The 21,611-nt window shown below is 52.0% G+C and carries 14 protein-coding genes; 5 read left to right on the top strand and 9 right to left on the bottom strand.

Annotated elements, in window-relative coordinates; genetic code table 11:
- The first annotated feature begins 18 nt into the window (after positions 1-18).
- Positions 19-1,518 carry a deoxyribodipyrimidine photo-lyase gene (locus UNDKW_RS04345; protein WP_162057722.1) on the top strand — a complete coding sequence of 500 codons (1,500 nt, stop codon included), beginning with the start codon at positions 19-21 and terminating at the stop codon, positions 1,516-1,518.
- 558 nt (positions 1,519-2,076) lie between these two features.
- Here UNDKW_RS04345 and UNDKW_RS04340 read toward each other — a convergent pair.
- From UNDKW_RS04340 to UNDKW_RS04315, 6 genes are all read right to left on the bottom strand, one after another.
- Entirely contained in the window at positions 2,077-8,970 is a 6,894-nt protein-coding gene (locus UNDKW_RS04340; RefSeq protein ID WP_162057721.1) for an Hpt domain-containing protein, read from the bottom strand.
- A gap of 90 nt (positions 8,971-9,060) precedes the next feature.
- Positions 9,061-11,397 (bottom strand): methyl-accepting chemotaxis protein, encoded by a 2,337-nt coding sequence (locus UNDKW_RS04335; protein WP_162057720.1) that lies wholly within the window; start codon positions 11,395-11,397, stop codon positions 9,061-9,063.
- A 58-nt stretch (positions 11,398-11,455) separates the two neighbouring features.
- Complete coding sequence (locus UNDKW_RS04330) at positions 11,456-12,040, bottom strand: chemotaxis protein CheW (protein ID WP_232063233.1); 585 nt, start codon at positions 12,038-12,040, stop codon at positions 11,456-11,458.
- A gap of 65 nt (positions 12,041-12,105) precedes the next feature.
- Positions 12,106-12,471, bottom strand: coding sequence for a response regulator transcription factor (locus tag UNDKW_RS04325; RefSeq protein WP_162039914.1), 366 nt, complete (start codon positions 12,469-12,471; stop codon positions 12,106-12,108).
- A gap of 39 nt (positions 12,472-12,510) precedes the next feature.
- Positions 12,511-12,903, bottom strand: a complete 393-nt coding sequence (locus UNDKW_RS04320) for a PleD family two-component system response regulator (protein WP_110255216.1) — start codon at positions 12,901-12,903, stop codon at positions 12,511-12,513.
- A 116-nt stretch (positions 12,904-13,019) separates the two neighbouring features.
- Complete coding sequence (locus UNDKW_RS04315; protein WP_110255217.1) at positions 13,020-13,172, bottom strand: rubredoxin; 153 nt, start codon at positions 13,170-13,172, stop codon at positions 13,020-13,022.
- Between the two features lie 168 nt (positions 13,173-13,340).
- Here UNDKW_RS04315 and UNDKW_RS04310 point away from each other — a divergent pair, with 168 nt between their 5' ends.
- The gene (locus UNDKW_RS04310; protein WP_162039913.1) at positions 13,341-14,174 is read left to right on the top strand and encodes a hydroxymethylpyrimidine/phosphomethylpyrimidine kinase; all 834 of its coding nucleotides are present in this window, start codon (positions 13,341-13,343) and stop codon (positions 14,172-14,174) included.
- A gap of 98 nt (positions 14,175-14,272) precedes the next feature.
- Entirely contained in the window at positions 14,273-15,553 is a 1,281-nt protein-coding gene (gene hemL, locus UNDKW_RS04305; RefSeq protein ID WP_162057719.1) for a glutamate-1-semialdehyde 2,1-aminomutase, read from the top strand.
- A gap of 70 nt (positions 15,554-15,623) precedes the next feature.
- On the opposite strand, the gene UNDKW_RS04300 is transcribed toward hemL, so the two are convergent.
- Positions 15,624-16,901 (bottom strand): amidohydrolase family protein, encoded by a 1,278-nt coding sequence (locus UNDKW_RS04300; protein ID WP_162057718.1) that lies wholly within the window; start codon positions 16,899-16,901, stop codon positions 15,624-15,626.
- Positions 16,902-17,025: 124 nt separating this feature from the next.
- Here UNDKW_RS04300 and UNDKW_RS04295 point away from each other — a divergent pair, with 124 nt between their 5' ends.
- The gene (locus UNDKW_RS04295; RefSeq protein ID WP_232063232.1) at positions 17,026-18,036 is read left to right on the top strand and encodes a LacI family DNA-binding transcriptional regulator; all 1,011 of its coding nucleotides are present in this window, start codon (positions 17,026-17,028) and stop codon (positions 18,034-18,036) included.
- 158 nt (positions 18,037-18,194) lie between these two features.
- On the opposite strand, the gene UNDKW_RS04290 is transcribed toward UNDKW_RS04295, so the two are convergent.
- Positions 18,195-18,719 carry a YggT family protein gene (locus tag UNDKW_RS04290; protein ID WP_162057717.1) on the bottom strand — a complete coding sequence of 175 codons (525 nt, stop codon included), beginning with the start codon at positions 18,717-18,719 and terminating at the stop codon, positions 18,195-18,197.
- Positions 18,720-18,999: 280 nt separating this feature from the next.
- On the opposite strand from UNDKW_RS04290, the gene UNDKW_RS31060 reads away from it, so the two are divergent.
- Entirely contained in the window at positions 19,000-19,770 is a 771-nt protein-coding gene (locus tag UNDKW_RS31060; RefSeq protein WP_197893091.1) for a hypothetical protein, read from the top strand.
- A gap of 662 nt (positions 19,771-20,432) precedes the next feature.
- Here the strand turns inward: UNDKW_RS31060 and UNDKW_RS04280 are convergent.
- Positions 20,433-21,602, bottom strand: a complete 1,170-nt coding sequence (locus tag UNDKW_RS04280; protein ID WP_162057715.1) for a ribonucleotide-diphosphate reductase subunit beta — start codon at positions 21,600-21,602, stop codon at positions 20,433-20,435.
- Positions 21,603-21,611: the final 9 nt, after the last annotated feature.

The raw sequence follows: 21,611 nt of genomic DNA, 5'->3' as shown, positions 1-21,611 counted from the left end.
CACACTATCAAACAGATCATGCAAGAAAATAAAGCCCATAAAGCCCATTACCCTCGTTCGCTGGTCTGGTTCCGCCGCGACCTGCGTAATTTTGACCATGCTGCCCTATACCATGCCCTGCGGCAAAGTGATGAGGTCTGCTGCGCTTTTATCTTCGATAAAACAATATTAGACAATTTGCCAGAAAATGACAGGCGCGTTGCCTTTATTCATGAAAGTATTCTTGAACTGGATCAAGAATTACAGCAGATGGGCAGTGGCTTGCTGGTGCGTTATGCCCATGCAGAAACAGCCATACCGCAACTGGTGGCCGAGCTTGGTGTGGATGCCGTGTTCACCAATCATGATTACGAACCACAGGCTGCGACCCGTGATGAGTCTGTGAGGCAAGAATTATTAAAACAAAATTGTGCATTTCTGAGTTTTAAAGATCAGGTTATTTTTGAAAAGGCCGAAGTCTTGTCGCTGGCGAATGCGCCCTTCTCTGTTTTCACTCCCTACAAAAATGCCTGGCTGAAAAAATTCCATGCAGAAGGAAGCGACTTTTATTCGCGCTCTTACCCTATAGAAAAATATGCGCACAAGCTAAGCAGCATCTCAGCGCAAACCATACCGACGCTGGCCGAAATGGGCTTTGCATTGGCAACTGAGCGCCGCATGCCTGTTGCCGCAGGCATGTCGGGTGCAAAGGCTTTGCTGGAAGATTTTGTGGGCCGTATGAAGCTATATGAGCAGTCGCGTGATTTTCCGGCGGTCAAGGGGCCGTCGTATCTGTCAGTCCATTTGCGCTTTGGTACGATATCGATACGGCAACTGGTGCAGGAAGCCGTACGGCAAATGCGCATCTCTGCGAATTGCGGTGCAGAAATCTGGTTGTCTGAACTGGTCTGGCGCGACTTTTATTTCATGATCTTGCATCACCACCCGCATGTGGCAAGCCGTTCCTTCAAACCAGATTACGATGCCATACAGTGGGAAACCGGCCCGCAAGCTGACGCCCACTTCGCCGCCTGGTGTGAAGGCCGCACCGGCTACCCCCTGGTCGATGCCGCCATGCTGCAACTAAACCAGACCGGCTACATGCACAACCGCCTGCGCATGGTCACCGCCTGCTTTCTCATCAAAGACCTGGGCATAGACTGGCGCCGCGGCGAAGCCTATTTCGCCGAACACCTGAACGACTTCGACCTCTCCGCCAACAACGGCGGCTGGCAATGGGCATCCTCCTCCGGCTGCGACGCCCAGCCCTATTTCCGCATTTTCAATCCCATCACCCAGTCAGAAAAATTTGACACCGAAGGCAAGTTCATCAAACGCTACCTGCCACAACTGGCGAAACTGGACAAGCGCAGCATCCACGCGCCGTGGAAGGCTGCACCGCTGTTACTGGAGCAGGCTGGGGTCAAGATAGGCAGGGATTATCCGTTTCCGCTGGTTGAGCATGATGTGGCGCGCAAGCAGACTTTGACGCGGTATGCGGTGGTGAAGAAGGTGGCTACGCATGATGAGGATGAGTGAAGGACTGAAGGTATGATGAGCCGGCGCTGATAGCAATGTGTTGATGTGGTTTTGACGTTGCCGTTGGTTTTGACGTTGGTTTTGAATTTTGCAGTTCCCATGTGTAGACGCCGTTTGTGCGGTACAGAAAATGGATTAAGAAGGACCGCTGTCTGAGCGAAGCGAGTTTCGGGCCTTCCCATTTTTTGTACCGCACAAACGGGAACCCCGGAGGGGCGGCTACGCCTGGGTCGCCTTTTTGGCTTACCTTTTTGGCGAAGCAAAAAGGTAAGTAGCCGCCGGTCTACCACCGGCCTGCAATCGTAATCAACGAGTACAGGTATTCAAAATGTACACCAGTAAATCAGTGTACGGCATGCTGCAAACGCCAATGGAGCGCCAGCCCGGTGAATTCCAGCTAAAAGCACGCTGGAGCGCCAGCCCGGTGGAATGACGACTTTTAGTTCACGGCAATTCGGCATGCATGACATTCTTTGGGATCCATCAAAGACTAATCGTTAAAACAAAAAAGCAGAGATCACTCTCTGCTTTTTTGACTATCTAAAATTTACAGCCTGCTTACACAATCACAGCCGCGTCTTTACCCAGGAAGCCCATAATCGCCCCCAACAAATCATCCTCACGATACGGCTTACCAAAGTACTCATTCACACCGAGTTCTTTCGCATAGTTCCTATGTTTATCCGCAGTACGCGAAGTAATCATGATGATAGGGATATGGCTGGTACGTGAATCGCTGCGGACGTTACGGGTCAGATCGAAGCCATCCATACGCGGCATTTCGATATCGACCAGCATGACGTCTGGCGTGACTGACTGCAACTGCTCCAGCGCATCAATACCGTCTTTTGCCAGGATGACCTGGTAACCCTCACGTGTCAGCAAACGCTGGGTCACGCGGCGTACGGTCAGGGAGTCATCGACCACCATGACGGTATGCTGGGTACGCAGGCCCTGTACAGGTTCGGCCTTGGCGACTGCCACTTCCGTTGCGCTGTGCAGGTTGGCAACCGCGCCCATTTCAGGCGTGGCTTCTGTACCCAGTTGCTGCAGGCGAGCATGTTCATGTTCCATACGTTGTGCCAGCGGTACCGGGTTCAGGATCAGAACGATTTCACCGGAACCGAGTACGGTCGCGCCAGCGATACCTGTCATACGTGCCAGTTGCGGGCCGATGTTTTTAACAACCACCTCGCGGTTACCCAGAACGTCATCGACGTGAATTGCAACACGCTCGCCACCGCTCTTCATGATCAGCAGCGGGCTGTATTGTTGTGTCATCGGTGTGGCATCGTCCTGACCCAGCATGGAAGACAGGTAGTACAAGGTCACGCGCTGACCTTGCCACATGACTGCGCCTTCGTTATAGGCATTGGCCAGGGCATTGGATTTCAGTTGCTGTACTTGCTCGACCAGAACGGAAGGTACGGCAAAAGTACGGCCACCAGAACTCAGCAATACTACCTGCGTGACAGCCAGTGTCAAAGGCAGGCGAATCGTGAATTCAGCACCCTTGCCTTCATTGCTGATAACTTCAACACGGCCACCCAGCGAAGCTGCTTCGGAACGGACTACGTCCATACCGACGCCACGACCGGCGAGTTCAGTAATTTCCGTCGCTGTCGAGAAGCCAGGTTCGAAAATCATATTGGCTGTTTCCAGCTCACCAGGATGATCTTCGCTGGTGATGAGACCAACGGACAGCGCTTTTTCGCGGATGCGGGTGAGGTTCAGGCCCTGGCCGTCATCGCTGAAGCGGATCACAACTTCATTACCTTCCTGACGGATTTCAATCAGCAATTCACCAGTTTCTTCTTTGCCATGATTACGCCTGTGCTCACGGCTTTCTATGCCGTGGACAATCGCATTACGCAGCAAATGTTCGAAAGGCCCTGCCATTTTTTCCAGAACGCCCCTATCCATCTCTACCGTTGCACCGCGGATATCCAGATTCACGCGCTTATCGACTTCTTTGGAAGTCTGACGGGTCACACGATACAGACGCTCGGAAATACTGGCGAAAGGAATCATGCGCACACGCATCAAATCCTGTTGCAGGTCACGAGTCAAACGCGCCTGTACCAGCAAGTCATTCGATGCGCCGTCAATGGTACGGGTCAAGTTGGTTTGCACGGTGGCGACGTCGCTGACGCTTTCGGCCATCATACGTGTCAGTTCTTGCAGGCGGGTGAAGCGGTCAAACTCCAGCGGATCAAATTCACGGTCACCAGAGAGTGCCATGCGTGAGGTGATCTGGGTTTCTGCCTGAATCTCGACTTCACGCAACTGGTCGCGCAAACGGTTGACGTTCTCTGTCAATTCGCTGAGGGATGAGCGCAAGGTGCTGACTTCATTTTCCAGACGTGAACGCGAGATGGAAACTTCACCGGCCTGGTTAACCAGACGGTCAAGTATATCGGCACGCACACGCACCAGTGTCGCTGGCGTATTGGCTGCCACGGCAACCGGTGCAGCCACTTCCCTGGCCGGGATGGCGCGGGTCATGAGCGGCACGACAGGTGTCAGGTTGACCAGTTCATTGATCACGACTGGCGCATCCGTATTGGTTGCTGCCATTTGTTCCTGGAACTGATCCAGTTCCTGTGCGGCAGTCAATGCTGCTTCAGGCTGTGCAGGTGCTACGTGCGCTTCTGGGTGCAACAGGCGATCAAACATGTGCATGCTGTGGTCGTGACGAGCCAGCAAGTCATCCAGCAGGGATGCACGAACTGCACTACCGCCATGCATCAGTGTTTCGATGCGAGATTCCATGTCATGGATGTGTTGACCCAGGGCCATGGCACCGGCCATACGTGCACTACCCTTGATGGTATGCATGATACGGGCAATGGCTTGTGGTGCTGCCATGTCGTCCGGTTTTTCCTGCCAGGTGCGCAGCAACTGACCAACCATAGGCAGCAAGTCATTACCTTCTTCTATGAAGACAGGTAACAAGTCCATATCCAGATCATCACGGATCTGCACTGTACCATCAGCTGGGGCCGCATATTCTGCTGCCGCAGGCTGGGCGGCTGGCGTAACAACAGATGCTGCCACAGTGTCGGCGATTTCAGGTTCTGCAACTGCAGGCTCCACCACAGGCGCCGGTTCAGATACAAGCTCAACCAGAGGTTCAGGCGCAGGAGTTGCGGCAAATTCAGCCGCTTCTACATGCGTTTCCACCGGATGTATATCATCCAGGGCATCCGACATGATGGCGCCCATACGGTCAGCGATGGTTTCTACCGGTGCGTCTGGCTCTGGCAGTGCCTCTGCCACAACGATCTCTGCTTCCATCGGCAAATCTGCAAGCAGTTGCTCTTCAGGAACAGGCAAGGCTTCCAGTACTTCCGCATGTTCCAGGCTGAACTCTGGTTCAGGCAAGGTTTCGCTGACAACAGGAATGTCGGCTGGCACTTCTTCTGCCGGCGCAGCAGCCAGTTCATGCAGCTCAGGCAATTCAACCGCTTCGTGCTCAGGCAGGCTTTCCAGCGTGAACGGCGCACCCTGCGCATCGATACTTGGTGCGTCTGCGGCGACCAGGTCAAGCGCATGCGGCTCTTCAGCCAGAGAAACCGGGTCAAGTTTTTCATTGGTGGAAGTGATGAATTCTTCATCTGCACCAGCGTTGGAACGCTCGATGACGACTTGCAACAAATGGTCAAGCTGACGGATTTCTTCAGGTGCAGGCGCTGCCATTTCTGACAAGGCAAACTTCTGCAACATGCGTTTGGCCGAATCGAGGGAACGGTCCAGCACATCGTATTCTGCATCCAGCAACACGACAGGATGTCGTTCCAGTCTTTGCAGAACGAATTCCAGGCTATGTGCCAGTTCTTGCAAAGGCTTCAGGCCTACTGTTGCCGAGCTGCCTGCGAGAGAGTGGCTGGCGTGAATAGCGTGTGTAGAAACATGACGGTGCGGCTCATGTCTCCATTCAGCAAAATCCTGCACCAGGAAGCGGACGATTTCATCGGTCTCTGCCATGTAGATGGAATACAGCGGCAGGCTGATTTCTATATCACCTATGCGCTTGATATTGTCATCCACGCTAGGTGCCGGTGCTGACAAATCAGGGAAGTCGATGATTTTCGCGGTAGCGATTTCAGCCACTTCAGGTGCTTTTGCGATTTCTTCACTTGCGATGGTCTCAGCAGGCAAGACCGCTTCAGGCAATTCGTCTGCAACAAGCTCGGGCAATAGGCTGTCAACAGACTCTACAGAAACTGGCTCAGAATTTGGCTCAACAGCAGGCAAATCTGCTTCTGGCAAAGCGGTCAGTTCCATGACCTCTGGCAATTCCAATGCAGCGGTATCTGTCGTTGTGTCGGGTGCAGCCTCAGTCAGGATTTCCAGCACGGCATCTTCTGCTGGCACTGCAACTGCCTGAATTTCTTCATGTACTGCTTCCAGCGGCAAGTCAGCGACCAGTTCTTCTGCTTCCGGCACTGGCATATCTTCTGCGGCGACGGCAACTTCCAGCGCGAGCTCCAGAGGTAGGCTGGTTTCAGGCAAGGCCACTTCTTCTGCAATAGCTGGCGCATCCAGTGTCAGCTCAGGCAAGCTGGCAATTTCTGGCGCTGCTTCTGCAAGCAGGTCAGCGACAGGCTCTGTCAGTTCTGCATGTTCAGCGACTACCGGCACTTCTGCCAATTTTGCCAATTCCGCCACTACTGGTGATTCGGCATTGACCAGCTCTACTGGCGTGAATTCAAACGCATCGAGCTCAACTGGAGCATGCTCCGTCGCAGGAACGCTTGCTTCTGCAGCGATTTCTTCGAGAGCAGGTACAGCCAGTATGTCGGTCTCTGCTGTTTCTCCGACCTCTGGTACTGCAAGGGCTTGCACTTCTTCAATGACAGGTGCAACAGCAAGCGGCTCAGGCTCAGCCTGATGTTCAACTACCGGCGCGGCAACGACTTCAGGGATATCCTGATAATCGCCACCAGCCTTGACACGTTCTGCGGCAGCGATGATCGCTTTGCCGGTGCGTGAGGACACGCCGTGTTGTTTCAGCTCCTCTACCCAAACAAGCATTTCGCTGGCGGTACGTTCCAGCAGTGCGTACAGATTGTCGTCACCGTTACGGGAATCGGACAGCCACAGGTTCATGACCTGCTCTATGCTCCAGGCGGCCTCACCAAACACCGTCAGGCCGACCATGCGGCCACTGCCTTTGAGAGTGTGGAAAGAACGGCGCAAACTGGTCAGGTATTCCTGGTTGCTGGTGTCTTTTCTGGACAGTGGCAAGGTCGTCTGGACAAATGCCAACACCTCATCAGCTTCCATGAGGAAGATTTCCAGCAGTTCAGCATCAATGGCATCGTCACCTTCAGGAATATCCTGGGCGGGTGCGCTTGTTGCTACTACTTCTGCAGGTGTCGTGACTATTTCCTGCAGGGCACCGGAACCAGATACGGTATCAGCCTGCGCCAGCAGGGCGATAGCAGATTTGGCACGTTCAGAAGCAGCAGTATCGTCCAGCAAGATAGCCACGGAACGTTCAGATTCCAGCGAGCTCTTCAATTGTGCCTGCAGGCCTGCGTCTTCCGGCGCGGCAGCCAGGGATGCGGCGAGGCGGGCAGATTCCTGCTGCTGCTGGGCGAGTTCCTGCTCGGCAGTCTGCAATATGGCGACCTTGGGTTCCTGTCCATGTGCTTCATCACCAGGCAGATGGATGTCTGCACTAGGCAGCAATTCCTTGCTTGCTTGCGCTTCCAGCAAATTGGAGCGGAATAATCCAGCTTCCTGGTCGAAGCTGAATTTCTTTTTCGCGGTATCCGGCTGGGACTGCAGGGTCTCGATAAAGAAAGACAATGCGCCTATGTTTTGCGCGACGTTTTCATGGGCGGCTGCCTGCTCAGCAGCATCGCCAGCATCGGCATTAAAACTGCTGATTTTCTGACGGGTATAATCGACTGCCAGCATGGCGTCATCCTGATCCAGCATGGCGAGGGCGCCACCGATCTGGTGCAGGTTACCGTCTATAGGTTTCAGTATTTCTTTGTCGGCAGGATTGCGGAAGTACTCATCCAGTACTTTTTCTATATGACGCAGACTGGACTGCATTTCGGCAACCAGTACGCCCATGGTCTGACGCTGCTGCGCTTCGCGGGAAATCTCCCCCATCCAGCTCGCCTGTGTCTGGGGTGTTTCACCTGAGACTACGGACAGCAAACGGGTGGTAATTTCTTCTGCACGTTCGGCAAAATTGGCAGGCAGGCGTGTTACATGATCGAGTGCATGCTCAACAAACAGCAGGCTGGTTGCCAGCTCTATGCCGAGCTTGCTGCCATCTGGCGAATGCGCGACACTGCGGGCAATACCGTTCAGTTCGCGCAAGAGCTTTGCCAGCGCGGGAGCATTCAGACCGGCGCCGGTATCGGCGAGGTCTGTCATCTTCTGGGAAAACTTTTCTGCCAGGCCAGTTTCGCCGTTGGCTATCCTGCCCCACAGATTTTTGACTGCGGACAATTGTTCTTTTGCCGCAGTCAGTGCACCTGCCGTGATCTGACCATAATTCTTTTTGTCGTAATCGACCGGTACTTTGTCATCAAGCTGGTAAGCCTTGCGTACCCTGGTGACAAAAGGAGAAGGATTTTCAACCTGGGCCAGGAAAAACAGGGCGTCGCGCAACAGGCGCTCAGGGATGGTGCTGACACCTTCTACCAAACGGCGGATTTGCAGATTGATGCGGCCAAATATCTGTTTGACGTATTGCTGGTTATCGATGGCACCATGACCCACGGCCTCGACAAAAGCGCGCATAACGACCCAGAAAGCCTTGGCTTGCGAATTGGTCTGGCCGCTTTCAATTTCTGCAATCATGTCATGCATGGATTGCGTGGCTGTACGCTGCTGCTCTTTATCCTTGCTGGTCAGAACGGTCAGCAAGAGCTTTTCAAAGCGCTGGCGCAGGCCGGTATAGCTGATCGCCACAGCCTTGCTGCTGACGGCCAGTTCAGGTATCTGCTCTTTGGCTGACAGCGACGGGAAAAACAGGTCAGCCGGATGTATTCTCTCGGCCCCCTTGAGTTCCAGCAATGCGCGGTAATATGGAAACAGACGTACTGGCTGATGCAGCGAGCCAGACAGCAAGTCTTCCAGATAGCGCAAGACGGCATGGAAGGCATCGACGATGACTTCGACATTTGCCTGTGTCATTTCAAGCTGGCCGCCTTGCAGGCGTTCAAGCAATTCTTCTATGGTTTCTGTAACGATGGATACGCCATCGATATCAACAATCTGCAAGGCACCATGAGCCTGGTGCAGATAGCTTTTTGCATGTAATAAGGAGGTAGGGCGGGTTTCAGTGTCCTGGCCAAGTGCGTCCGTCAGCATCTTGCCAGCATTCGTGATTGCTTCCCGCACTTCTCCCATCACCCAGGATAGCGGCCCGATGTCGAACTGCTCCTGTGGAAGATCTGGCGATTTTGAAAAATCGGATGTCATGCGTACTCCGCAAACTCAAGGGCAATGGACCGCAGTCCATTGCCGTGCAAATATGATAGGGTTGCAGCTAGTACAACCAGGGCTGGGGAATCAGGCGGCAACCCGGAACCGTGACACAGAGTTCTTGAGTTCTTCCGCGAGCATGGACAATTCCTTAATGGAAACCGCAGTTTGCTGCGTACCATGCTGCGTTTGCTCGGTGATGGTCAAAATGTGTTGAATATTTTGTGCAACGCCGTTGGCTGAGGTAGCTTGTTGTTCCGTCGCCAGCGAGATACCTTGAATCAGTTCCGCGAGACGGTTGGAAACGCTACGGATTTCAGACAGCGCCGTACCGGCCGCATCTGACAGTTTTGCTCCCTCAACCACACCCTGGGTGGATTTTTCCATCGCGGCAACCGCGTCATGGGTATCCGTTTGAATCGTACGAACCAGCGCACCAATCTGTTTAGTCGCTTCAGCTGAACGTTCCGCCAGACGCTGAACCTCTTCCGCAACCACCGAGAAGCCTCGACCTGCTTCACCCGCAGACGCCGCCTGAATCGCCGCATTCAGCGCCAGAACGTTGGTTTGTTCGGTAATGTCGGAAATCAGTTCAGTGATCTCACCAATCTCTTGTGAAGACTCACCCAGACGTTTAATACGTTTGGAGGTTTCCTGGATTTGTTCGCGAATCTCATTCATACCCTTGATGGCGTTTTCCACCGCATGGGCACCTTGCTCTGCCGCCGCAACCGATTGACGCGCAACCTCGGCTGATTCATTCGCAGAACGGGAAACGTCGGTAATCTCAGCCGCCATTGTCAGAACCACCTGACCCGCATCAGAAATCTCGCGTGATTGTTGTTCAGACGCCGTCAACAAATCGCTGGAAATATTCTGCGCTTGTGTCGATGCTGAAGTAACCTGTTCTGCAGTTGCCGTAACACGACCTACCAGACCACGCAACTCTTCCACCGTGTAGTTAACCGAGTCGGCAATCGCGCCCGTGATATCTTCAGAAACCGTCGCTTGTACCGTCAAGTCACCATCCGCAACCTCTTGCAATTCATTCATCAGTCGCAAAATCGCGGCCTGGTTCTGATCGTTAGCAGCTTTCGCTTCTTCCTCCTGTTTCTGCGCTTGCATCATTTGTGCCGCAGCTTCAAGACGACGATCATTCGCTTCTTTAGCGCGGTTACGGCTTTCCTGCAACTGAACGAAACCCACGCCTACCGCAGCCAGCAACGCGAAGAACGCGGAACCCAGCATGGCGTAGAAGTAGATACTGGTACCATCCTGCTCAGTCGTATAGGTTTTCTGCAATTTGGACAATTTGGACTTCAGATCTTCGTTCTCGTTAAAGACCAACTGTTCAGATTGTTTTGCAGCGATAAAGTTTTGCAGATTGCCCAGAATGCTGGAAACCCATACCTGGTATTCAGAGAAGGTTTTTTGCAGTTCGGTCAATTTGTCGCGTGTATCTGCATCCTTGGTCGCTGTCAGGCGCAATACATCACTACCTTTCAGGAAGCCATCGACCAGATCACGGAAAGTATTCGTATCCTTACCCAGCAAGAACGCCGTTTCAGGATTAACACCCTCGGAAGTCAGGAATTCATTCGCACTACGACCCAGACGCTGCGTCAACATGACCAGCTGACCGGCAGCATTAATTTCACGCGCTGAACCACCGCCCTGTACTTTCAGGGTAGAGATTTGCTCCGTCAATTCCAGCAGGATTGGGGACAAGGCATTCATTTTTTGCAGAGTCTGACCGAAACCCGTCAATTCTTTTTGACGGTTCAGGATCGTTTCCGCAGCCTTGTTGGAGTTATTCCATGCCTTTTGCGCTTCTTTAACGACAGGTTCCAGCGAAGAGTCAGCACGTTTGACTGAACGGCCCTGGTATGGTCCACCATTCAACAAAACACTCAGGTCAGCATTCAATTCGCTACGGCTATCCTTGAGCTGTTTAAACGCCTCAACGTTACCCTGAATCGCATTCGGTGCCGCTTTACCGATACGCTGGGAGTGCATCAGCGCCTCACCAGCGATCTGTGCCTGTGTGGACAGCAGCGTTGATTGCTCAGAGTTAAGATATACCGAGACACCGCCCAGCAACAGGAAGAATCCCATGGTGTAGAGCAAGAAGTTGGTCTGACGACGAACCGACATGCCGCCGATAATAGGCAGGCGTATACCGCTGCCCTTTTCCAGCGGGTCACCAATGAAAGTGGCATCACCATACGACTCAACTTTAGTAGCAGTTTCTGCTACCGCAGGCGTGGCAGTAGCCGCCTCCTGCTCTGGAGTCAGCATTTTGACGTTGCTTGCTTCTTCAATTTCAATCGAATCAGCATTCCCGAACGACCTTGCCGCAACTTCTGCTCCGTCAATTTCCGGATTTTCTTTATCTTTGGACAAGAACGGTAGATTAAATGCCATTACTAAGTCTCCTAAACGATTGAAAAGCTGTCGGTATTGCTACAGTGCACATACCGACTTAAATACCTATTTGCAAAAAATCCTGGTCTTGTACCAATGTGGCCAGACTAAGCTCAAACCAGATGTTGCCATCCTTATCCCTGTACTTTTTCCTCAACCAGGCCTTGCTCTCTAACTGATTGTCTTCAAAAGGGATTTCTTCCATTTCTGAAACCGTACGCAAACCCAGAACCTGGGATACCAACAAACCGCTGTTGAATGCCATGCCGGGAGCAAAGGCAACAATCCGGCACTGGGTATCAAGCTTGGTGTTGTCCATGCCCTGGAAACGGGGCAAATCGACGACACCCGTCAAATTACCACGGATATTGGATAAGCCTATATACCAGTCGCGTGTCAAAGGCACCCGCGTCAGGGTGCCCGCAGTGACGATCTCGCCGGATTCTCGCAAATCCAGGAGATAACGTCCCTGTCCTATCATAATGCCCAGCTGGCTGAGTTTCGTATAGCCGCCACGCTGGGCAGCTTGCATGCGTTCAACCAGCTGCGCCTGAAATTCACGCAAACGGGTACGTCGCACGCCCTTTTCAGGTTTGACAACGTCCAGATTTGCTGCAGCAGTTTCACGCACAGTCTGATTCATGAGGCAATCCGAAGATATCTTATTGTTGATGCAAGAATTAATACTTTAATACTTGTCTGTGCGGATTAACCGAGGGCCGAAATTTTCGCCAGCAATTCTGCCGGGTCAATTGGCTTTACCAGATAATCGCGGGCGCCCTGACGCAAACCCCAGATACGGTCAGTTTCCTGATTTTTGCTGGTGCAGATAATCACAGGTACATCTTGCGTATCAGGATCTTTAGCGATTGCACGGGTAATCTGGAAACCATTTTGTCCAGGCATGACCACGTCCATCAAGATCAGCTGCGGTTTGTCTGCCTTGATTTTTGTCAGGGCTTCTTCGCCATTTTCAGCCGTTGATACTGAAAAACCATTTTTCACCAATACATCGGTCAGGAAATAGCGTTCTGTTGGAGAATCGTCTACTACCAGAATTTTTTGAATGGCCATCTTGTTTTACCTCACATTAACTAACTTAACTATATAAATCTAGGTCGCCGAAGTGTAATTCTTTACCGTTTTCAGCAGACTGTCCTTTGTAAAAGGCTTGGTCAGGTACTCATCAGAGCCGACCATTGCGCCACGGGCACGGTCAAATAAACCGTCCTTAGAAGACAACATAATTACCGGTGTATCCCGGAATTTCGCGCTTTTTTTAATCAAAGCGCAAGTTTGATATCCGTCCAGCCTAGGCATGAGGATATCGCAAAAAATCAGGTCTGGATGAGAATCGTTAATCTTGGCGAGTGCATCAAAGCCATCTTCTGCCAACACTATTTTGTATCCGGCCTGACCAAGAAAAATCTCGGCCGAACGGCGTATGGTGCTGCTATCGTCAATCACCATGATTTTCAAGTTCTCGTTGCCTGTCAACGTTGACATAAAATCATCTCTTCCCGGCAGTATTAAGGTTACATATCACTGTAACAAAAAATCGCACATTTGCGCTTTTTTTCCTTGAATAAACATATTAAGCAACATCAAAATCGATAAATCGATCAGATTGCCACCATTTCGAAGTCTTCTTTACGCGCACCGCACTCAGGACAGGTCCAGTTCATGGGTACATCTTCCCATTTGGTGCCAGCCGGAATTCCGTCTTCAGGGGAGCCTTGCTCTTCATCATATACCCAACCGCAAATCAAGCACATCCACGCCTTGAAACCACCCTTTTCCGTTACCGTATCAGTCACGACTAAAACCCTTCAATCAAGTAAAATATTGAAACTGCTGCAAATATTCTGTTTGCAATGTGTTACTAATGGCATTTGCGCGAGTAAATAAGTCCTCACGAAGTCAGCTATATTAATCTACCCAACGTGCAAAACCAAATTTCTCCACTAATACTTAGCTTTGGCGCCTCAGATCCTGTTGCTGCCACCGGTATCCATGCCGATCTGGCATCGTTTGCAGCCATGGGCTGTCATGGACTGCCTGTCATCACCGCCATTTTAACTGGTGATACGTCGCAAATCGATGATTTACATCCACTCGATGGAGATTTAGTCGATGAACAGGCCCGCACCGTGCTGGAAGACATGCCCGTGCTGGCTTTTAAAGTCGGCCAGACTGGCAGCGTCGAGAATGTCACCGTCATTGCCGAAATTGTCTCAGACTATCCGGAGCTGCCCCTGGTACTCGATCCCTTCAATGCCGCACTGGCAGAACAAGGGCCGGAAGCAGAAGACCTGGTATTGGCAATCCGAGAACTATTGATCCCGCAAGCCAGCCTGCTGATGATCTCTGCCGTAGAACTTTCCCGCCTGGCTGAAACCTGGAAAGAAAACACCGAAGCCGATGCGGAGGCAGAAGCGGAAGACCTGGCAGCCGACACCATGACGCTGATCGAATCAGGCTGCGAGTATATATTAGTCACGGGCACAGCGGGTGAAACCGGCGAGGTGGTTAACACTTTATATAATGAATCCGGCGTGGTCAGACGCGATAGCTGGCAACGCTTGCCGGGCTCACATGCTGGTGCTGGCTCTACCCTGTCCGCCGCGATTGCCGCCTTGCTGGCAAATGGACTGGAAATACCCGAGGCCGTGCTGGAAGCCCAGGAATTTACCCATGCAGCCCTGAGTCACGCACAAAGACTGGGCATGGGCAGGTTGATACCTGACCGTTATTTCTGGGCCAGGGAAGCCAGTTGATCTTCAGCTAATAATCATCAGTCAATACTGCACCAACTAATATATACGTCTTTATTTACAGACTTCCTCTTTGCATTATCACTTATTGAAGCTCCATCATGACCGATAAAAACGACATCCTGTTTGCCCGTGCCCAAAAGACCACGCCTGGTGGCGTCAATTCTCCTGTACGCGCCTTTCGCTCCGTCGGTGGTACGCCGCGTTTCATCACGCGCGCAGCCGGCCCTTATTTTTGGGATGCAGAAGACAAACGCTATATCGATTACATAGGCTCATGGGGACCGGCCATCGTTGGCCATGCCCATCCCGAAGTCATCAGCGCAGTACAGGAAGCAGCCGCCCGCGGCCTGAGCTTTGGCGCACCGACTGAAGGTGAAATCGAGATGGCAGAAGAAATCTGCAAACTCGTGCCCAGTATAGAACAGGTACGCCTGGTATCCAGCGGCACCGAAGCCACCATGAGTGCCTTGCGCCTGGCACGCGGCGCCACCAAACGCGACAAGATCATCAAGTTTGAAGGTTGCTACCACGGTCATGCTGACTCCTTGCTGGTCAAGGCTGGCAGTGGCTTACTGACCTTTGGCAACCCGACTTCTGCCGGCGTGCCTGAGGATTTCAGCAAACACACTCTGGTGCTTGAGTATAATAATTGCGAGCAGCTGGAAGAAGTGTTCAAATCCATAGGCGATCAGATTGCTTGCGTGATCGTTGAACCGGTGGCCGGCAACATGAACCTGATACGCGCCACGCAAGAATTCATCGACACTATGCGCAAGCTGTGTACTGCACATGGCAGCGTTTTGATTTTTGATGAAGTGATGTGCGGCTTCCGCGTAGGCCTGCAAGGTGCGCAGGCATTGTATGGCGTACAGGCAGACTTGACTTGCCTGGGCAAGGTCATCGGTGGTGGTTTGCCAGTCGCCGCCTTTGGTGGCCGCGCTGATTTGATGGCGCACATGGCACCTTTGGGTGGCGTCTATCAGGCTGGCACTTTGTCAGGAAACCCGGTTGCCGTGGCAGCGGGCATGACCACCCTGAAAATTATCCAGCAGGCAGGCTTTTATGAAAACCTGACAGCGCAAACCCGCAAGCTGGTGGATGGCCTGAGTGCTGCTGCCAAAGCTGCTGGAGTCACCTTCTGCGCAGATGCCGTTGGTGGTATGTTTGGCCTGTATTTTGCAAATGAAGTACCAGGTTCTTATACTGCCATGATGGCCAGCGACAAGGAAAGATTCAACCGTTTCTTCCACCTGATGCTGGACCAGGGCGTTTATCTGGCGCCATCTGCTTTTGAAGCGGGCTTTGTGTCTGCGCAACATGATGATGCCATCATTGCCGATACGATTGCTGCGGCTGAAAAAGCTTTCGCACAACTCTGATCTATATAGTAAGGCAGCGTGCAGTGGCACGCTGCCTGTATCTGTGCTTTAGCTCCCTATATTAGTAGCTTCAGTTTTTTGACCTGAAATCCACCTGCCCTGGCCGTCCTGGCAAATTCAAATTCGCATGTGGCACTGGCGTCTGGCTGATGATTTTGCCGCGGCGCAGCACGTGGGTGCGGGTGGCGCGCAAGCGTATTGCCTCCACTGGGTCGCTGGCATCAAGTATTACCAGATCGGCATTGCACCCCACTTCCAGTCCGTATCCCTCCAGGCCCAATATGCGTGCAGGCGCGGCGGTCACTGCCTGGAAGCACTGGCGCATCGCATCCTGCCCTGTCATCTGCGCCACATGCAGGCCCATCTGCGCGACTTCAAGCATGTCACCAGAGCCCAGGCTATACCAGGGGTCCATCACACAGTCGTGGCCGAAGGCGACTTCTATACCCGCAGCCAGCATCTCGGGCACGCGGGTCATACCACGGCGCTTGGGATAAGTATCGTGGCGGCCTTGCAAAGTAATATTAATCAGGGGATTGGCGATGGCAGCCACGCCTGCTTCACGTATCAATGGTAATAATTTACTGACATAGTAATTGTCCATGGAATGCATGGAGGTCAGATGAGAACCTGCTACCCTGCCCTGCATGCCCAGTCTGTGGGTGTGATACGCCAGGGTTTCTATATGGCGCGACAAGGGATCGTCCGACTCATCGCAATGCATATCCACGCGCAGGCCTTTGTCGGCGGCGAATTCACACAGCAGCCGTACCGATTCTGCACCATCGGCCATGGTGCGCTCAAAATGCGGTATGCCGCCGACCACATCGACACCCATGGCGATAGAACGCTTGAGATTATCCATAGCTGTTGCGCTGCGCAAGATACCGTCTTGCGGAAAGGCCACCAGTTGCAAATCCAGATAAGGGGCAACGCGGTGTTTCACTTCCAGCAAGGCCTCCACCGCCAGCAAACGGTCATCGCAGACATCGACATGCGAGCGCACTGCCAGCAAACCCCGTCCCACTGCCCAGTCGCAATAACGCATGGCGCGCTCGACCAGCGCTTCTTGTGTCAGCATGGGTTTCAGTTCACCCCACAAGGCTATGCCTTCGAGCAAAGTGCCAGACTGGTTAACCCGTGGCAAACCATAGCTGAGCACCGCATCCATGTGGAAATGGGCATCGACAAATGGCGGTGTCACCAGATTACCATTAGCATTGATTTCTTCTGCCGCGCTGACGGGCAAAGCCACATCAACGGCGCTGATGCGGCCACCCTGGATGGCGATATCAATACCCTTGCGACCATCTGGCAAACTGGCATTGCGTATGACAAGATCGTTCATCAGAAATCTCTCTCTATGATTAGTGCATCGATTAGCAAATGGATTAGTACATAGTTATTACAGAAAATATGCGCCATGAACCTCATCCTGCGTCATAATCTTGGCACAGAAAGGCAGGAATCTTATGGCAACAATGAAGCAAGTCGCAGAGAAAGCCCGGGTTTCAACGACCACGGTTTCTCACGTCATCAATAATACCCGTGTCGTCAGCGAAGATGCACGCGAACGTGTGCTGGCCGTGATCCAGGAATTGCGCTACATCCCCAGCGCTGTTGCCCGCAGCCTCAAGAACGACCGCACCCATACCCTGGGTATGATGATACCGAATAATTCCAATCCCTATTTTGCCGAAATCATACAAGGGATAGAAGACGCTTCATTCAAGCTGGGCTATAACATTATCCTGTGCAATTCCTACGATGATCCAAAGAAGCAGGCGGCCTACATCCGCGTGCTGATGGAAAAACGTATCGATGGCCTGATCCTGGTGTCTTCTGGTTCAGATGAAGAACTGACACAATTGCTGGCAGACGAAGGCATACCCAAGGTATTGGTGGATAGAGAAGTGTCGGGTGTGGTGGCTGACTTTATTGAAGCTGACCATGAACAGGGTGGTTATGAAGCAACCCGTTATCTGATAGGGCTGGGCCATAAGCACATTGCCTGCGTTGCTGGCCCAGACATTTTGCTGCCCAGTGGTGACCGTGTCACCGGCTACCGCCGTGCCTTACAGGAAGCAGGTCTGGAATTCAACAACGAATACCTGATCCATGCTGACTTTACCAGCCAGGGTGGCTTTAACGCTTTCCAGCAATTGCTCGCCTTACCACAAAGGCCTACAGCGATTTTTGCCAGCAATGATTTGATGGCGATAGGTGGTATACGCGCCGCCAATGAAGCCGGCATCAAAATACCGGAAGCCTTGTCTGTCATCGGTTACGATGATATTGCCTTGGCCTCGTTCAGTACGCCGCCATTGACGACGATAGCCCAGCCCAAGCAGGCCATCGGTAATCTGACAGCACAGATACTGGTCAACCGTATTGTTGATCCTGAGGCGCCATTGAGGCGGGAAATGCTGAAGTCGCAACTGGTGATACGGCAATCCACTGCCAGCGTATCCAGCGCTGAGTGAGTATCTAAATAAATATCCCAATAAGTATCCAAATAAGTGTCTGAAATCAGGCGTCTAAACAAGGTACCTAAAATCAAGGTTCAGTAACCAGGTTTTTGGAACCTGGTTACTGGTAGCTGTTTTTTAGAACTTCATCCTTGGAATTTATTTCTCCAGACTCAGGAGATAGAGTTAATCAAGACCTGCAACAAGATCAAAATAATCATCGGGGAAAAATCCAGGCCGCCGATGGCAGGGATGAGTTTCCTCACTGGTTTCAGAAAGGGCTCGTTCAAGGCCCGCACAAAAGGCGCGAAAGGCGCGCTTGGGTTGACCCAGCTAAACAATACCTCCAGCAGCAGCAAGGCCATGATCTCGTAAATGATCCATTGCGCCATCATGATGCCTGCCATGATGAAAACCTGTTCAACCATGAATACAGGTAATACCAGCCATACGATAAAGCCCGCCGTCGCCAGAGCAACCAGCAAGGCACCTATCAGTGTTGCCCAGTCATAGCCCGCAAAACCGGGAATCACGCGGCGGATAGGATGTACCAGCCAGTCAGTCAATTTAAAAATAGCCTGCGCCAGCGAGGCAGGTGGCCGTATGCGTTGTGCCTGCATCCAGAAACGCAGTAATAAAAAGCCGGCAAATACACCTGTGACGGCTTTGATGACATAAATTAAATTATTCAATAACACGGCACATCCTTAAAAAAAAACCCACTGCATGACGAATCAGACAGTGGGTATTGTGCCTGAATAAAACCAGGCCACCAAGCATATCAAAGATTATGCTGGGCGATTACCAGTTGGGAAAGGCCATGCTGCATTTGGACTTACAACTGTTTTTGCATCAGGTGTCGCTGGTTTTGCTGGAGCGGCCTTTTTAGCGGCTGGCTTAGCCGCCGCTTTTTTTGCTGCTGGCTTCGCTGCGGCTGGTTTAGCGGCTGCTGGCTTAGCTGCAGCTTTTGCTGCTGGCTTGGCTGCTTTGGCTGCTGGTTTAGCTGCCGCTTTTTTTGCTGCTGGTTTAGCTGCTGCCTTGGTTGCTTTAGCTGCTGGCTTAGCTGCTGCCTTAGTCGCTTTGGCTGCTGGTTTAGCTGCTGCTTTTTTCGCCGCTGGCTTAGCTGCTGCCTTAGTCGCTTTTGCTGCTGGCTTAGCTGCTGCTTTCTTCGCTACTGGCTTGGCTGCCTTGGCTGCTGGTTTAGCTGCTGCCTTAGTCGCTTTTGCTGCTGGCTTGGCCGCTGCTTTTTTCGCTGCTGGCTTAGCTGCTGCTTTTTTAGCTGCTGGTTTAGCCGCTGCCTTGGTAGCTTTTGCTGCTGGTTTAGCTGCTGCCTTAGTCGCTTTTGCTGCTGGCTTGGCCGCTGCTTTTTTCGCTACTGGCTTAGCTGCCTTGGCTGCTGGTTTCGCTGCTTTAGCCGCTGGCTTAGCTGCTGCTTTAGTTGCTTTAGCTGCTGGTTTAGCTGCGGCCTTAGTTGCCTTGGCTGCTGGTTTTGCTGCAGCTTTAGCTGCTGGCTTGGCGGCTGCTTTTTTAGCTGCTGCAGGTTTAGCTGCTGCCTTGGCTGCCGGTTTTGCTGCAGCTTTAGCTGCTGGCTTGGCGGCTGCTTTTTTTGCAGCTGGTTTTGCTGTTTTAGCAGCTGCTTTTTTTGCAGCAGGCTTCTTCGCTGCTGCTGGTTCGTCCGGGGACGGTTGTGGTGCTGTTGCCATTTTGTTTCTCCTTCGATTGAGATGGAAAAAATCAGATAAAAATTAAATCCGCTCGATCCCTTCAAGCGGATTATTCATCGGCACAAACATGATCGCTGTTTGCGCTAATGAATTCTGCACCGGCCGAACTGCTCCATCCCCTCTATTGATGGGGCACTTCAGCCATCCTGGTTTGCTTTAGAACCTGCTTATGATCTTACTGCGCGGACGTGATCGGGGCTCATGCGCTGCTCAAAATGCTCATGTACTTGAGTACATTCCGCTTTTTGCGCTGCTCTTTACCCCGCTGACGACCGCTCGCTACAGATCATAAACAGGTTCCACGCCGGCTCCTCGCCTGGCGGCAAACCCAAAAACGCCTGCATTAATTGCAGACGCCGGTATTCTTTTGCGAAATACAAAAACCAATAGCCACAATACCCAGTGTAGCCAGGTATTGCGGCACTAACAGTTCAAAACAATGTTGTCTATGACTGTCCATTCAGTTTGGTGAGGCCTCTCGCGTTTTACATCTTGTGCAAATCTGAGCAATCCTGAGGGACGCTGTCAGCTTGCGGCGTTTTTCTGATTTGATGATTTCTTTGTGTCTGTGTTTGCCATCTGGGGTCTCCCTCCCCAAATTCAACATCACATCAAAACTTCAATCAAACTACCCGCACTACTTGATCAGCAATCCCTGACCTGGATTCTGGCGATCGCTTGTTCAGCTTATTCCCAGTTGAGGGCTCCGCCAGTTTGATACTCAATCACACGTGTCTCAAAAAAGTTGCGCTCTTTTTTCAGGTCTATCATTTCACTCATCCAAGGGAAAGGATTTTCTTCCTGAGGGAACAGCGTTTCAAGACCGATTTGTTGTGCGCGGCGATTTGCGATGAAGCGTAAATAACCTTTAAACATAGGCGCATTCAAACCGAGCACTCCACGCGGCATTGTATCCTCTGCGTAACGATATTCCAACTCCACAGCACGCAAAAACAACGATTTAATTTCATCGCGAAATGCTGGCGTCCACAAATGTGGATTTTCCATCTTAATTGTATTGATTAAATCGATCCCGAAATTGCAGTGCATCGATTCATCGCGCAAGATGTATTGATATTGTTCAGCCGCGCCCATCATTTTATTTTGACGGCCAAGCGCCAGAATTTGCGTGAAGCCGACATAGAAAAACAGGCCTTCCATCAAGCAGGCAAATACGATCACAGACTTGAGCAAAGTCTGGTCTGCCTCGGTGGTGCCGGTCTTGAATTCAGGATTGGTCAGCACGTCAATGAAAGGAATCAGGAACTGATCTTTGTCGCGGATGGAATCGACTTCATTGTAGGCATTGAAGATTTCTGCTTCATCCAGGCCCAGCGATTCAACGATGTATTGATAAGCGTGAGTATGGATAGCTTCTTCAAATGCCTGGCGCAGCAGGTACTGGCGGCATTCCGGCGCCGTGATATGGCGGTAGGTGCCGAGTACGATATTGTTGGCAGCCAGAGAATCGGCGGTCACAAAAAAACCAAGGTTACGTTTTACCAAACGGCGCTCATCTTCTGTCAGACCATTTGGGTCTTTCCAGAGTTCAATATCACGTTGCATATTGATCTCTTGCGGCATCCAGTGATTGGCGCAACCTGCCAGATATTTATCCCAGGCCCATTTATATTTGAAGGGAACCAGTTGATTGACGTCGGTCGTACCGTTGATGATGCGCTTGTCGGCAGCATTCACGCGGCGGGCCACATCTTCTGCAGCGACCGGCACTGGCTTGCTGACCAGCGCAGGGTTGAGGGCAACCTCCTGAGTCTGCAGACGAGGCTGCAAATCCTGGCCAGTGACCTGACGTGGTGCCGGAGCTGCCGGCTTGACTTCATCATCCCAAGATAACATTATTTATTT

This window comes from Undibacterium sp. KW1, assembly GCF_009937955.1.
Taxonomy (GTDB): domain Bacteria; phylum Pseudomonadota; class Gammaproteobacteria; order Burkholderiales; family Burkholderiaceae_D; genus Undibacterium.
The sequence above is the reverse complement of the archived record's forward strand: the minus strand, read 5'-3'. Positions and strand labels throughout refer to the sequence as shown.

Excerpts from the sequence above, each read along its gene's own strand:
- UNDKW_RS04295 (WP_232063232.1), top strand. The coding sequence starts at position 17,026 with ATGGCAACAATGAAGCAAGTCGCAGAGAAAGCCCGGGTTTCAACGACC.
- UNDKW_RS04330 (WP_232063233.1), bottom strand. The coding sequence starts at position 12,040 with ATGAATCAGACTGTGCGTGAAACTGCTGCAGCAAATCTGGACGTTGTC.
- UNDKW_RS04320 (WP_110255216.1), bottom strand. The coding sequence starts at position 12,903 with ATGTCAACGTTGACAGGCAACGAGAACTTGAAAATCATGGTGATTGAC.
- UNDKW_RS04345 (WP_162057722.1), top strand. The coding sequence starts at position 19 with ATGCAAGAAAATAAAGCCCATAAAGCCCATTACCCTCGTTCGCTGGTC.
- UNDKW_RS04325 (WP_162039914.1), bottom strand. The coding sequence starts at position 12,471 with ATGGCCATTCAAAAAATTCTGGTAGTAGACGATTCTCCAACAGAACGC.
- hemL (WP_162057719.1), top strand. The coding sequence starts at position 14,273 with ATGACCGATAAAAACGACATCCTGTTTGCCCGTGCCCAAAAGACCACG.
- UNDKW_RS04335 (WP_162057720.1), bottom strand. The coding sequence starts at position 11,397 with ATGGCATTTAATCTACCGTTCTTGTCCAAAGATAAAGAAAATCCGGAA.
- UNDKW_RS04300 (WP_162057718.1), bottom strand. The coding sequence starts at position 16,901 with ATGAACGATCTTGTCATACGCAATGCCAGTTTGCCAGATGGTCGCAAG.
- UNDKW_RS04315 (WP_110255217.1), bottom strand. The coding sequence starts at position 13,172 with ATGTGCTTGATTTGCGGTTGGGTATATGATGAAGAGCAAGGCTCCCCT.
- UNDKW_RS04340 (WP_162057721.1), bottom strand. The coding sequence starts at position 8,970 with ATGACATCCGATTTTTCAAAATCGCCAGATCTTCCACAGGAGCAGTTC.
- UNDKW_RS04280 (WP_162057715.1), bottom strand. The coding sequence starts at position 21,602 with ATGTTATCTTGGGATGATGAAGTCAAGCCGGCAGCTCCGGCACCACGT.